This is a genomic window from Rhodopirellula baltica SH 1, from assembly GCF_000196115.1.
Taxonomy (GTDB): domain Bacteria; phylum Planctomycetota; class Planctomycetia; order Pirellulales; family Pirellulaceae; genus Rhodopirellula; species Rhodopirellula baltica.
This window is the reverse complement of sequence record NC_005027.1, coordinates 1725637-1740142: the sequence shown is the minus strand read 5'-3', so window position 1 is coordinate 1740142 and position 14506 is coordinate 1725637. Positions and strand designations below refer to the sequence as shown.

Annotated in this window: 5 protein-coding genes; 2 read left to right on the top strand and 3 right to left on the bottom strand. The window is 53.5% G+C overall.

The window, feature by feature from the left end:
* Positions 1 to 104 precede the first annotated feature (104 nt).
* Positions 105 to 6101 (bottom strand): hybrid sensor histidine kinase/response regulator, encoded by a 5997-nt coding sequence (locus RB_RS06635; RefSeq protein ID WP_011119328.1) that lies wholly within the window; start codon positions 6099 to 6101, stop codon positions 105 to 107.
* A 386-nt stretch (positions 6102 to 6487) separates the two neighbouring features.
* Between RB_RS06635 and RB_RS06630 the strand changes: the two genes are divergently transcribed.
* Together RB_RS06630 and RB_RS06625 are read left to right on the top strand one after the other, a co-directional pair.
* A complete protein-coding gene (locus RB_RS06630; protein ID WP_164922753.1) occupies positions 6488 to 7855 on the top strand; it encodes an SAM-dependent methyltransferase in 1368 nt (455 codons plus the stop codon).
* A 269-nt stretch (positions 7856 to 8124) separates the two neighbouring features.
* The gene (locus RB_RS06625) at positions 8125 to 9390 is read left to right on the top strand and encodes an OmpP1/FadL family transporter (protein ID WP_011119323.1); all 1266 of its coding nucleotides are present in this window, start codon (positions 8125 to 8127) and stop codon (positions 9388 to 9390) included.
* 711 nt (positions 9391 to 10101) lie between these two features.
* Here RB_RS06625 and RB_RS06620 read toward each other — a convergent pair.
* Both RB_RS06620 and RB_RS06615 read right to left on the bottom strand, forming a co-directional pair.
* On the bottom strand, positions 10102 to 11523 hold the full coding sequence (locus RB_RS06620) for a PAS domain S-box protein (protein WP_164921632.1): 1422 nt from the start codon (positions 11521 to 11523) through the stop codon (positions 10102 to 10104).
* Positions 11524 to 12261: 738 nt separating this feature from the next.
* On the bottom strand, positions 12262 to 14421 hold the full coding sequence (locus RB_RS06615; RefSeq protein ID WP_164921631.1) for a cytochrome c peroxidase: 2160 nt from the start codon (positions 14419 to 14421) through the stop codon (positions 12262 to 12264).
* Positions 14422 to 14506: the final 85 nt, after the last annotated feature.

The following is a 14506-nucleotide window of genomic DNA, read 5'->3' as shown; positions in this document are numbered from 1 at the left end:
GATGGGATCCATGCCTGATTCGATGCGATATAGAAATCAGACAGACAATCTACCGCAATCGTCGACGCTTTGAACAGTGATCGTTGCGACGTATTGATGCCACATTATCGATCGATATCGGCTGACGGGTCGAGCGAATTGTTTGAAACGCTTTCCGAGGACGAACTCTTTTCCTCCAACGCATCGCTGACATAGCTCTGCAACTCGGTCAGTGTGTTCCGAAGTTGTTCCCACTGGGACACTTCGATCGCCGATTCACCTTTGGCAGCAATTTCGGACAATTGCAGCAAACCGACTGTTCCACCAGATCCACGAATCTGATGCAAATGCTTACCAACTTGTTCCAAATCACCACGATCGTAGGCATTGATGATGCTCGGCATCGTCTCGTCGAGCTGGTCGATCAAATCACAAGCAAACTCATGCAGCCAATCGTAGTTGAAGATCTTTTCCTTCGTTGTTTCATCTTCGTCGTTCAACGGTTCATGTTCTTCATTCAAAGCAACTTCAAGCTGCTCATGGTCGTCCGGAAGCATTTCACTCGATTCAGCAAGCGGCTCACCCTGACCGACTGACTGCGATGACAGCTCAATCGGTGACGCTGCCTCCTCGATCACTGGCGGATTCTCTTGGACGGCGACAATGCTTGACACATTCGCTTTTTCGCCAACTGTGTTTTCGGCCACACATTGAAGAAGAGCGTTTAGATCAAGCGGTTTTGTTTGGTAGTCCGTGCAACCCGCTTCGCGACAACGAACTTCGTCACCGGTCATCGCATTCGCGGTAAGAGCAACAATGGGTGCTTGGAACCCTTGCGCACGCAGTGCCGACGTTGCGGTGTATCCATCCATTACCGGCATCTGCATGTCCATCAGGACAATGTCGACCATTGATGGGTCGCTACGCAGCGCATCGACTGCTTCTCGACCATTGCATCGAATATCGACCTCGGCTCCCGCGTCCTGCAACAACAAAGACAACAAACGACGATTGGTTTCGCAGTCATCCACCACCAGCACACGCACTCCCGCCAAATCAACCACGTCGAATTGGTTTTCTTTCACGCCATTGTAGGGTAACAGCACTTCAGCAGGACTCAGCATTCGAACACCCGATGGACATTCGATATCAAAGTTCAAGATCATCTGTGTTCCGACACCCCGTTCACTTTCGACTTCCAATGTCCCGTCGAGTGCTTCTGCCAGACGCTTGCTGATGGAAAGCCCTAATCCGGTGCCACCATATTCTCGCGTGGTCGATACATCGGCCTGCTTGAATGGTTCAAAGATAAAGGCGGTCTGCTCCTGCGTCATGCCGATACCGGAGTCCCGCACGGCAATCTTCATCTTGCTAGCTGTTTCACCTGAACCGATAGCGCTGATCGAGATCGTCACGCCACCTTGGTTGGTGAACTTGATCGCGTTGCTGGTCAGGTTCGTAAGTATCTGTCGCAAACGCGTCGGGTCGCTGTAGATCTCTTCGGGGAATTCGCTATCGACTTGGATCTCAAGTGAGATGTCTTTCTCAATCGCTTTGGAACGCAATGACGCGATCACGTCTTGAACCATCCAACTCGGATTGCACAACACCCGTTCCGTCTCAATCTTGTCCGCTTCGATCTTGGAAATATCCAGAATATCATTGAGCAGATGCAGCAAATGAAATCCGTTGGAGTGAATGGTTTGCAGATGCGATTCGCGTTCGGCATCATCGGTGACCACACCACGCAACAACAACTCGGTGAACCCCAGAATCCCGGTGATCGGAGTGCGGATTTCGTGGCTCATCCTAGCCAGGAACTCACTCTTCGCCTGGTTGGCTTCTTCAGCCGCCGTTTTCGCGATCTGCAGTTTCTCTTTGGTCGCGGTCAATTGTTGAGCGGTTAATTCGAGTTCTTTCGAATGTCGGACAACCGACTCCGTCCGTTCGTGAACCTTCTTCTCAAGGTTCAGGTTCAAATCTTGAAGCTGTTGAAAACTATTCGCCTTCTCCATCGCAGCACCCGCCGCGGATGTCAAATAGTCAGCGATCCGGATCTCATCGTCGTCGTAAAGGTTGCTGAACCGTTCGTTGCTGACATACAAGTAGGATAGCGTTTGATCATTGACGTCCACCGGACTGCATAGGAACGTGCCCTGTTTTGTCGTCGTGATGCCGTTGGAAACAGCGTTTTCGACGTCCGCAACAACGGTTTGCCGTGTCCTGTCGACTTCGTTGACGATCGCTGGGTCAAAAGGCATGCCAGCTGGAACGGTGCTCAGCCTTTCATCCTCCGTTCGGGTGATCAAGAAAACCTGCTCACCACGAAGGATCTTCGTCGCCGCTCGACGAACCTCTTGATAGATCTGTTCCGGCAGAACGCTGGTCGCGATCCGACGTCCGGATGCTAACAAAGAGTCAAACCGGTTGACCAAGGACAGCGAACCGCCTTCGTTCACGTCGTAATCGCTGCATTCCAGTTCAGACAATGTTCCACGAGCGTGTTCGATCGCATCACCATCGATCGGCCACCCAAACTCAGCCGCGTATTCCGCAAACAAAATCATCGTCTTCGCGTGAGCGACCATCGCACCTTGAGCTTCCGCGACCTGCAAACTCTTTTGGAAGCAAGCCTGAGACGCACGAAGCTTTCCTGCCAAGGCCAAATACGCACCGCGTTCACGATAGGCATGAGGAATCTCATTGGTGAACTGCTTGCTCACCGCGACGGCTTTTCTCGTGGCACGACCTAATTCGCCGATCGATTTCCACCGACGCTGAGTACTTCGCGGAATCGATGTTTCCAACTGTCGCCGCATGGCGGTGCAACGCCACGGGTAAGCGGGGCTGACGTAGGTGTTTGATACGCGCGTGTCTTCCGCGACGGCAATCGCTCGTGAGAACGATCCGACGGCCTCCGCAAATCGTTCCTGATAAAATTCGCGAACGCCCTTTGCCAACAACACCTGACTCATGCGTTGGGAATCAGCCAAGTCTCGCGCCAGTTCGTTCTCAATAATCTCTTCAGGAATGTCTCCGTTGGTCGAGCGAGCCCACACGTCGATGATATTCCCCGTCGCTTGATAGTCACCGCGTCTCATCGCGGATTCAAAGTTGATACGAGATTGCTCGAGCGCTTCCTTGTGCCGCCCCAATCGATACAGCGATGCCGCCAACTGATAACGAGCGATGTGCACTTCCCAGTAGTCACCGGTCCGCTCAAGCATCTTGACCGCTTGGCTGGCCTGTTCCACGCATTGCTCGTAGCGAGAAAACGACAGCAACAGAATGCTTAAGAAGTTGCGAGTTTGGCCCTGCCCCCAAACGTCGCTAAATGCCTTCCGAATCTCGAGTGATCGGCGTGCATATTCGACACCGCGTTTTTCCCATCGCAGCAACGTCATCACCGGCGCGTGCTCGGAATAGGATTGCGCCAAATAGCGAGTTGGCTGGAAACGTTCGGCGGCGTTCATGGAACGCAAATGCGCCCAGAGTGTGTAGTACTTGTCGCGGGTGTACCAATAGGCGTGAGCGATCTGGCTGTACAATGACAGCGACATTTGCTCTTCTTCGGATGGTTGACCGCATTGGCGTCCGACGAAGCAAGGCAGCAAAGAGTTGCGAACTTGACGCGCTCCCTCCAGTGCAATTCGCGCCATTAGGGAAAGTCGATTGTTGCACACCGGCTGCTTCAGCTGTCGCAGAGAGGCCTCGAAGCATTCAACTGCCAGGTTCTTGCTGCCTCGTTTGAAGTGCAACTCACCCCGTTTCAAAAGCACTCGAGCGTTGTGTGTTCCGGTCTCCGCACTTTCAAAAGCTTGATCAAGCCACGCTTCGGACTTGTCATATTCGCCCTGCAGCATCAACACATCACTCATCATCATCTGGATGTGATGCTGCTTGGAGCGATCGGCGTGACAAATTGCACGAGTCGCGATACGCAGTTGTTCTTCCGCGCTGACCAGCGAAAAGCTGTTCCTGGCAATTTCCGCGGCTCTCAACGCGAACGGCAATGCCTGTTCGTGCAGCTCCGCCGCGTCGAAATGATACGCGAGTTTGAAGAACTCCAGTGGTTCGTGTTCCACGTAGTATTGACCAATTTGGCCGTGCATCGAACGAATACGATCGGCGGTCAATTCCTCAAGAATTGACTCGCGAATTTTGTCGTGAACGAATGCCAGTACACGATCGGGTCGGCTCCAAACCAATCGCTGAACACGAGCCGGGTGAATGGCTCGGTGGGCATCGGCGAGTCGAATGCCGACCAACTCGGCCGCCACCTCCAGATTGAAGTCTCGACCAATAACCGCGGCGGCGGTCAGCAGCTCCCGAGTCTCAACGGGAAGTCGTGTCAGACGATCGACAAGGATTTCGCTGGCATCATCGGCGGCTTGAAAGCTCGACAACTTTGCGTCATCGACCACCCAACATTTGTCGGCGGGACGTAGTGCGCTGGATTCGACCAACCCTCGCACGATCGCTGACGCCATGAAGGGACTGCCACCGGCAAAACGCTGAACCACTTCGATCGCTTCAGTCGGAAGCTGTCCCGCCATCGATTCGGCGAGCTGCTGCACCGCTTGATCGGTGAGCGGACCGAGTTCGAGTTTGATAGGAAAACTCAGCTCGTCGTTGAGGCGAGTGCACAACCCTTCGCTGGGACGAGTCACCGCGAAAAGGAACAAATGGCGAGCGGGACATTCACAGATTGCTTGGAGAATGCGGAAGGATTGGTCATCCATCCACTGACAATCATCCAGCGTGATCATCACGCTCGTTTCGGGTGTCCCCAGTTCGGTGAACAAGGTTCGGAACGCGGATACGATTCGTCCTTGTCCAAATTCGTCCGGGCCTGAAAGCTTTGCATTGCCCCATCCAAAGGCTTTTGCCAAAGCCGGCAAAGCCGTGGTGACTTCCTGCCGGTACGGCTCCATTCTCTCGCGAGTGCGTTCCAGCATGACCGGGTCATTGGTCAAATGTTTGACCAGCTGATCCATTGCTTGCAACCAGATCGCTGAAGGCTGCTGATTTGCATCCGGCAACGAACGCCCACGAAGGACCAAGAATCGCTTTCGCGAAGCCAATCGAGAGACTTCGTTCAGCAATCGGGTTTTTCCCATCCCCGATTCGCTTCGCAGCAAAACGCGTTCGGTGCGACCTTCCAGCACATTGTCTAATGACTTCTCAAGCGTCCGGACATGTTCGTCGCGTCCCACAAAGGCGGGATCGATTACAACAGTCCGCTTGTCGGTGTTGCCGATGACGAAATCATCTGCGACGCCACCGGTCTTCAGTTGATGCAGGATCGTCTTGACGTCATCGAGCACCGCCGACGCACTCTGATAGCGGTCGCGGGGTTCCTTTCGAATGAGTTTTTCAACCAACGCGATGACGACCGATGGTGTCTCGTCTGGATAGCACCCGGTGTCCGGATCCGCGGTCATATGGCGGTATAAGATTTCGCTGACGTCACCAGCGAAAGCCGGGACGCCGGTCAGCGCGGCGTACAGAACATGACCAACTGAATAAAGATCCGATGTTTCGCTGATATCGTGATCGATGATGCCCGACAATTCTGGGGAGGTATAAGTCGCACACTCCCGAGCCAACAAGTCGTCTTTGCCAAACAGCTCCGGGCACCACAATGGAACGTAGCCACATAGGACCGAACGTGCGTCCTCACGCACAATGATATTGGACGGCCGTATATCTCTGTGGATACACCCAATCTGATGAATTTGCTCAAGGGCCTCAAACAAATCCTTCGCAAGAAGCATCGCCTCGGTTGCCGTCAACGGCCGTTTCCGAAACTTCCTCGCCAGGCTCACGCCTTCGACGTATGGGTAGACAACTCGCAAGTGAGTTTCGCCAACCATGAAGTCGATTGGCCGCGAATATGTTTCGCAGTGAATGCCTGAAGTGAGCCGCGATTCTGTTTTGAATCGATGAAATCCGCGCTCCTGAAAGAAGACTTTCGGGACCTCACGCAGGATGACCTTTCCACCGGTTGCCGTGTCTATTGCGGAGAAACACGAGACAACGGACGCATTGGACAACTTCTTTTGGACGTTGTACCGCTGAGTGCTTATGGCATCAGGATCGTTAGGTGGAAGGGAACTCACATTCGCCTCGATTGGATACGTGAAAGCGTCACTGCGAAGAAGCGATCATGACCTCGGGGCCTTGGCCACTGTGCTTCTTTGGGCAATCCATCGTCCTTGCGCAATGGCTAAACTTTGCCCGTGCAACAGTACCGCGCAGATCCGTGCCACTCTTAACGAACCACTGAAATGAACAGAATATTTCAGTTGACTTTTCAAAAAGTCTCAATAGTGTCCATACCATTGGTATAACCATCTCGTCGCAAAGCGATTTGGATGCGAGCCAACCAAAAAGAACGTTTGGTAAAGTTCCCGATTCTTTCAAAGTGATTGGATCCAGTGTTCTGGGGTGAACACGCGTTCTTACTAATCCAGTAGGCTCATTTGGAGAGAACATGCTTACATCAGTGGATGGAACGCCAGCGGTCAGCTGGGAAGAAGATTATGAGCAACGAGTGAATCCAGAGCTGATGACAGAGCTCTTGCACAATGCCATCCCAGTTCTGAAAGCCGTGCAGTGGAAGGTCACATCCGTGACCGAAGGCGGTTGCGAATCCGTGCTGCCACTGACCAAGGCATCCACCAATCAACACGGGACGCATCAAGCCGCGTTGATCTCTTTGTCGGCCGACTACACCGGCGGTCTCGCACTGACAACCTTGTTACGTGGAGTTCCACTGGCGGGCATCCACCGATGCAACGACGAGGATTCGGCATCGTTGTGGTTGGCCGCGATGGATGTGAAATATCGCAACCCAAGCACCGGGCACCTGACCGCGACGTGTGACATCCCGGCAAACATCGCTCGAACGGTCCAACAGCGTTACTTCAACGGAAAACGCGTTCTGGTCACGCTTCCGGTTGTATTCACCTCCAACGGGGAACTGGTCGCGGAAGCTGAAATGCGATATTTCGCACAACCCTCCATTCAATTAAAACCCACCAAATCCAACCCTCGCATCTCACCGATTTTCAAGCAGAAGCTGAAAGCCTCGGCTCGAATGATCGCTGGCCTTCGCGCCTCATCGGAGAGCAAGAACATCCGGGTGGATCAAAGCCATGAACGACAAGCCGCCGGTCCACACGGAGAACTGCTCGCCAACCGGCTCAACGGCGTGTTACCGCAACTGAAAGACATGGTGCTCGCCCGCACCCGGCACATTGATGAAACGCTTCGCAGTGTCGAGAACATCGAGCAAGTCGTCATCCTCGGCGTTGGATTGGACATGCGTCCATTTCGCATGAACGAAGAGCTCGGACGTCCCACGTTCTTCGAATTGGATCTTCCGGAAATGCTCGAAGAGAGGGACCGGGTCATTTCGGAGATGAAACCCGATGCCAGCGTCAATCGGCATTCGATGTCGGCGGACTTCAAGGTCGACAAGATCTCGCAACTCTTGCTTCAGAACCCCGAGTTCGATCCGAAACGTCCGACCGCGGTCGTTTTCGAAGGTTGTTCGATGTACTTCACACGCGAGGAGAACCAACAAATCCTCAGCGACATCGCGTCACTTTTGCAACACCCCGACAGCTTGGTGTGGTGCGATCTTGTTCGAGAAAACGTGGTCGAAGGAACTGTGCCTTCGCCTGACATCAAGAAATTCACTGATGGAATGGAAGAACTAGGCGAACGCTTTATCTTCGGGAGCAATTCGCCCACTGACTTCTTCCTGACCTGCGATCTACCGCAAACCAAATCCACCACCGTTGGGGAATTCCTTGGTTCCGATGATCCCGTTCTGGCAACCTATCAATTTGCCGTTGGATCGAAGTAACCAGCACAAACAAGACGTTGCATTTACCATCGGATCCGTTCCTCGAATGCTCCGTCATTTGCGGGAACGCAGAGACATCACCTCAAAGCTTGTGTTGCTAACCTCCGGATGACCCACCACGTCGGGGGCTGTTTTCTGAGCACGCTGTGAAACTGTAGCGGTTTGAACGAAATTTCAAGCCGGTCGCAACGATTGAGTCGATTTGATCGAAGGTACCGAGATGTTCGGTCAGTCGACAGAAGCAATGATTAATCGTTGGGGCAATCCGGATGGACAAGAGACTTTTTTCGCTGGCAGCACTGCTGCTGGCCACCACGTTTGCGAATCACGCGTATTCGCAAGGCGTTTACATATCGGCGGCGGGGCCGATCAACCGCAGTATGGGCGGCGCTTCCACGGCGGCTCCCATCAGTGCACTCAGTGCAATGTACTGGAATCCAGCCTCGATCAGCGGCATGGAGAACACCGAACTGGAAGTCGGCGTTGACCTGCTGTTTGCCGATCACAATGTCACCTCGACCGTCGGCGGGACAACGGGTTCAACCGATGCGGAACCGGGCACGTTCCCCGTTCCAAACTTTGCCTGGACCCACCGACTGGCGGACCCTCGCTTCACGTTCGGTTTGGGCGTCAATTCAGTGGCGGGTTTTAAAACCAGTCTACCTGCCAGTACAACCAACCCGGTCCTTGCGCCACAACCGACTGGTCTTGGGCAAATCACGTCAGAAGCTTCTTTCCTGCAAATCGCTCCTGTCCTCTCGATGGCAGTCACGGAAAGAATGTCGGTTGCTGCTGGACCACTGGTCACGACCGGACAGGTCGGTATCGAACCTTTCGTTTTTGACTCCGCGAATGCTGACAACACCTATTCGTCCGGTCGAGCAACCCGGTACCACTGGGGCGGTGGATTCCAGCTCGGAACGTACTTCTTGATGACACCGGACTGGCAACTGGGGGCTTCGTACAAAAGCAAGGCGTGGATGGAGACATTCGAATTCACAGGCGCTGATGAAAACGGGCTGCCGAGAACTCTGACCTGTGATCTCGATTTGCCATCGGTGATTTCGCTGGGAACAGGCTATACCGGATTCGACAAATGGCTCTTCGCAGCGGACATCCGCTACTTCGACTATGCCAACACGGACGGGTTCGGCGATGACGCCACCTACGACGGAACCGGAGCGTTGTCCGGATTGGATTGGAGCAGCGTCTTTGCTCTGGCTTTAGGAGCACAACGCACCATCGGCGAACGCGTGGTTTTGCGAGGCGGCTACAGCTACAACCAGAATCCGATTCGAGAAAGCAAATCCTTCTTCAACATGGCGTCGCCACTGATCTATGAACACGTGCTGAGCATGGGCGGATCCTACAATCTCAATGAGAAGGTTGCGGTGAACCTCGCGTGGTCGCACTACTTCGAAAACACTCGGACCGGTGCCGTCATACTGCCCGGCGTGGGTGCTGTTCCTGGATCATCCATCACAAACCGATTGTCGGCCGACTTCCTCAGCTTCGGCATCGTGATGAAGCAGTAGTTCGCGAAAGGCGGACTTTCTCAGTTCAGCATTCAACCGCTATCGCGATCTGCCCCTCGCGATGCGGTTGTCCGCTGAGTTGCGACGCATGAAGCAGCGTCTAATTCTTTCAGCTTCCACTACCGGCGATGTGATGTCATTCCGCCGGACTTCTTGAGGCGACCTCGTCGTCCATTGCTAATGGCAACGCTGGCAACACCAACCAGCGAGAGCACCAAAACGTTTCACCGTATCTGCGTAGCTCAGACATGGTTGTTTGGTAACTCAAATAGACGACATGAAAGGAATCGAACTCCAAGTTGCGGCGCATGAAAGGTTGCCTCCATTTGGGTGGCTCACAGATGACAACCAAATACTCATACATCCACTTCAAGCGATCTTCGACTCGACAAGACTCACACTACGCTACCACGCACGCTCATACTGAACACCCACCTGGGGATGACCCTCAATTTGTAAAAACGCGACTACCCCTGGCTGATTTCTGATCGATACTGTTATGGGGCAAAGAGCAAAGCTCGGTCAGCATCCACTCGACTCGCCTTGGGGCAAAGGAGAGTCACCTTGGATGCTGGCCGAGCTTGCCTGCTTTCTTGACCAAGCTTTCTAAACCAAGCTTTTCGGTCCATCGCAGTGTCAATCGCGGAAGTCCGCCGGCAAGGCGTCGACTCTCAAAGTCAGACACTGAACCCGACCAGCACTGAATGACGATCAGGATGCTGTCATGATTTCAGCCGTCATGGAAAGCTTTACGAGCTCCGCAACACTTTGAGCGTCGAGCTTCTTCATCAAGTTCGAACGGTGTCGTTCAACTGTCTTCTCGCTGATCTCCAGCCGATTCGCAATGACTTTGTTCATCCGTCCTTCGACGATTTGTTCGAGGACCTGCCGTTCTCGGATGGTCAAGCGTTTTAACTTTTCTTTCGCCTCGGCCGCCAATTTCGTCAACGTCTCGACATGCTTGCGATGCGTGATGTCGACGGCACGGACTTGGATGCCGATGAACTGATCCGAATCGTTAAAGAGCGACGAGCAAGTCAGCAATAGCCAAACAAGATGACCATCTTTGTGAGTCAATCTGACCTCGTGAGCCTCGGATTTGTTTCGATGAAGCATCCGGTCCTCGATCAGCTTCGCGCTTGCCGCCTCGGCCAATTGGCAAAGGTTTAAACCGGTGATGTCATCAACTTCTTGACCGAGAATCGACGCAAACTTCCGGTCGGCCTGCAGAATCTTTCCGTCGAGATTGAGAATCGCGTTGCCTTCCGCATTGGTCACCACCATTTCGCGATACTGCTCTTCACTCTTTTGAAGAGCCGAACGTAGTTCGACGGGTTTGGTGATGTCTTGAGTCGTCCCTCGACGAACCATCTTTCCGTTTACCCTGGTCAACCACACGGTTGCCGCGAAGTACCGGCGAGGACCAAATTTTGGATTGCTCGAAAATTCAAACCGCCGCACGTCTCCCTCGATGAATGGCGGCCGATTGACTTCGTAGATCTTCTCACGGTCTTTCGGATCAACCAACTCAATGAACTCTTCAAAGGTGGCCGGCCCGAGAGATGGATCCATGTTGTGAAGTTCGTAGAGCTGTTTTGACCACCACGCCACTCGCTCACCTTCCACCCACTCCCAACTGCCCACTCGAGAATTGGCTTGTGCTGAATCAAATCGGTCGTTTGCCAATCGCAACTCTTCTTCGGTATTCTTCGCTTGCGAAACATCGATCGCCGTCGCATTCACGACATCGCTTTGTTGATCGCCAACTTGATTGGCAACAAACGTGTACCGCAACCAAACCGTCGTGCTGTTGTTGTTCAACATGGGGAATTCACCCACGACACATCTGCTCGAGTTCTGCCGAAGACTTTCAACCAGGTCCACAAATCCCGGCCGGTGATCCTGATCGACCCACTGAGCGAGTGGCTTTTGAATGAGGTCGCTCCCTTCTCGACCGATCATTCTGCTTAGTGTTCTGTTGATGTCTTGTACGACCGTCGTCGCGGTCTCCAGACGAACAAAACCTATTTCAAACACATCAAGGGCACTACCGAGATTTGCGACGGACTGATGAGCGACATCGATTCTTTGATCGGACTTTGCGCGGTTGGAGTCTTTCGAGTTCGATGTCATCAATTCATTCGCCTAACGTCGTTCACCCGAATCGATCACTCAATCAAGGATCCTGTTTACAAACACTGTTTCTTTGTCATCACATCAACCCAAATGTTCCGCCAAAATCATCCAGGCTCGATCGTTGCTGCGAGTCCCCAACTTCGGACTCACGACACGGATCCTTCAATCATCTAGCAATCCATTGAATCTTTTTTGCACTGACGTACGCCGTAACAAACGGATTTGCTGCCTCTTCCAAATCAGGAAGAACCCACCCTGGTTGATCGAACAACCTCGTTTCCTTTGCGTTCGCATCGCGTCAAGGACTCCAATCAATTCGATGCTTCCACTATGAAAGCGACCAAGTTCCGAACCAACAAATCAATGCCAAGCGTTGACTTGCCCATTGCGGACCTCAGCAACTCGAGTGCTCAGTTTACAGCGCAGCGGATCGGCATTCGAGTCATTTAGGAGCTGTTTCTTGGTTTTGTTCCCAGGAAAGCGGCGTTTCCAGATGCGATGCCTGTGGACCGACGTACAGTTCGCCAAACTTTGCCCAAACTCAAAGCAGCAAGACCGTGCGATCAAAGCGTTCCTTGTTTCGGCGCAACGCATGCCAAATTCAGGTTGGTACCGCTGCCAACACGTTTTACGCGATTTCGATTTAGATGCGATATCCAAACGGTCTTTCTACTGAAAACCGCAGTCGGAAGGCGAACTATTTGCCACTCGAAAGACAAAAGAACAAATCGGTCTCTACAGACTTCGTAGGTATCGAATGAGTTGCGTCTGCTCCTCCTCCGATAGGTCTCGTGGCAGTTGGTGGCGAAATTTGCCAACGACGTCTTCCAAGCTTGTCGCACGCAAGTCATGGAACAGTCCATTGAGATGCCCCACACCACGCAGGGATGGTGGGTTGAACTCTTTCGTGCCTCGTTCGTCATCCAACCCAACGTCATAGGATGCATCGGATGTGAACACGTGCCCTGAGTGACACGCAACACAGTCCAATGTTTCAAACAAATGCCTGCCTTCCTCTAAGAGCAAACGATCCGCCTCCGAATCAGATGGATCAAAGACGGGTGGCGGTGGAATCGATTTCAGGAACGCGACCAGATCAGAAACGTCGCGGTCATTCAGCCTTCTTCCCTGCATTGTCAGCCGAAGCGTTTGCTTGACTTGTTCGTCAATCACCGACTTGTCGCCGATCCACGCCCAAGGTCCGGTTTGCCCAACGCCCCGAAGCGACAAAACCCGCTTCGGCGCCCCCTCGCCTCCATCGCTGAGCGTGTCCGCCAAGGATCCGCTCGTGTGTCCATCGGTATGGCAACTGTGACAGCTGTACCAACCACCCCGCGAAAGACTGGCGTCAAAAAACAACGCCTCGCCGCGATCAGCCGGCTCGAGTTCTGGTGAAATGCCCAGGCTAAGCGTTGTTGCGGTCGCAAACAGAGCCTCGATTTCATTCGTCGCGTCCGGACCGATTTGATAGCTCGCGATCTTTCGCACCGGTCGAATGGGTTCAGCTTCCGGATCATCCGATGCACGATACGACTGCGTCTCATAGTCGGCGTCTTCCGACTCACCATCGTCGTCACTGTCCAAGTCGTAATCACGGGTGTCATAGTCTTCGGTTCGGTAACTCTCCGCTTCGTACTTGCTCGAACTGTATTCCTCTTTGTCGTATGGCTTCGACTCGAATTGCGGAGTCTCGTTTTGCTTTGTCTCGCCACGCTCGTTCAACAGCTTCCTGACCACGCTTGCATCAGCATGAAAATCAACTCGCGTGAGCGTGTCAGACAGCTCGTTGGCAATCAAAAATCGGTCCGCCGAGATTTCCGCGATCGCTACCGGACGTTTGCCAGTCGCAATTCGCGTGACACCAATCCCACCGGGTTCGACCACACCGAGTTGCCCAAGCCCACCGATTGTCACCAGCAACCGACCATCCTGACGCATCAACGCCGCATTGGGATCACCGGCACCTCGCGTGTTGTTCCCGACCGCGATGAATCGACTGCCACTCATCAAACTCGCTTCAGGATCAACGATCGATTGAATGGATATTTCGCGAGTCGCATCCGACACCATCGATCCCCAAATGATCTCACTGCTGCGTGGCGGTGCAATCTCGTTGATCAACTCATGAGTCACGTAGACGTTCTCGCCGTCTCGCCCAAGCGTCAGACCGCGAATGTTGTTACCGGGAATTTCACGAATGGACTCGACCTGAAAGTCATCCAGACGAATGACGGCAACTCGAGGTCCAAACGCATCGGCAACCAACAACCGAGCCTGTTCGGGAAGCAACAGTTGTTCGCGCGGCGAGAAGGGAAGCTCGACTGAAGTCAAAACTTCCGGAGATTGCCCGTTCGTTTTCGGCATACTCACAAACGTGACCCGCCTCGCCCAAGTTGAGCAAACCGAACACCAATCACCTTTGCTTGACACTCGGACCGTTGCCGGTTCGTCGGGCATCGCAACTTGCCATTGCAATCGAGGCTGATCGTCGTTGACCTGAACCGCCGAAAGCCGACCTTCTCGTTCGGTTATGAGCAAGCTTTGTCCGGATCTCACCACGTCGGTTGGATGCCCGCCAAGCTGGTACTCAGAATCAACATGCAAGGTTTCCGTGTTGACGAAACTGAGCGTTCCGCTGCGGCGATTCGCGACAACGGCCCGGTTAGCTCCCATCGCGACGACGGCTACCGGACGACGGTGCAACTTCGTTTCGGGCGAGACTAGCGGCAACGCCGTCACAACAGGCTGCGAACCTTTTCGATCGACACTGGACAACTCACTGGGCTGATTGCTCCAAACGACCATCGCTGGCCCGAGCAAGCCAGTGCAAAGCGCAACGATCACGAAAGAAGGGCGAGCCGTGAATGTACGGATTGGAAATTTGCTTGAATTCATCGCCACAGTATGACCCGATCATTTGCCGGTGTCACGCAGACCTGTTTGGGAGGTCCCCTGATTTGCGAATCTCGAAGCAACAGAT

What these genes read in the sequence shown, in the direction of transcription:
- RB_RS06625 (WP_011119323.1), top strand. Translation starts at nt 8,125, where the DNA reads ATGGACAAGAGACTTTTTTCGCTGGCAGCACTGCTGCTGGCCACCACG.
- RB_RS06620 (WP_164921632.1), bottom strand. Translation starts at nt 11,523, where the DNA reads ATGACATCGAACTCGAAAGACTCCAACCGCGCAAAGTCCGATCAAAGA.
- RB_RS06615 (WP_164921631.1), bottom strand. Translation starts at nt 14,421, where the DNA reads ATGAATTCAAGCAAATTTCCAATCCGTACATTCACGGCTCGCCCTTCT.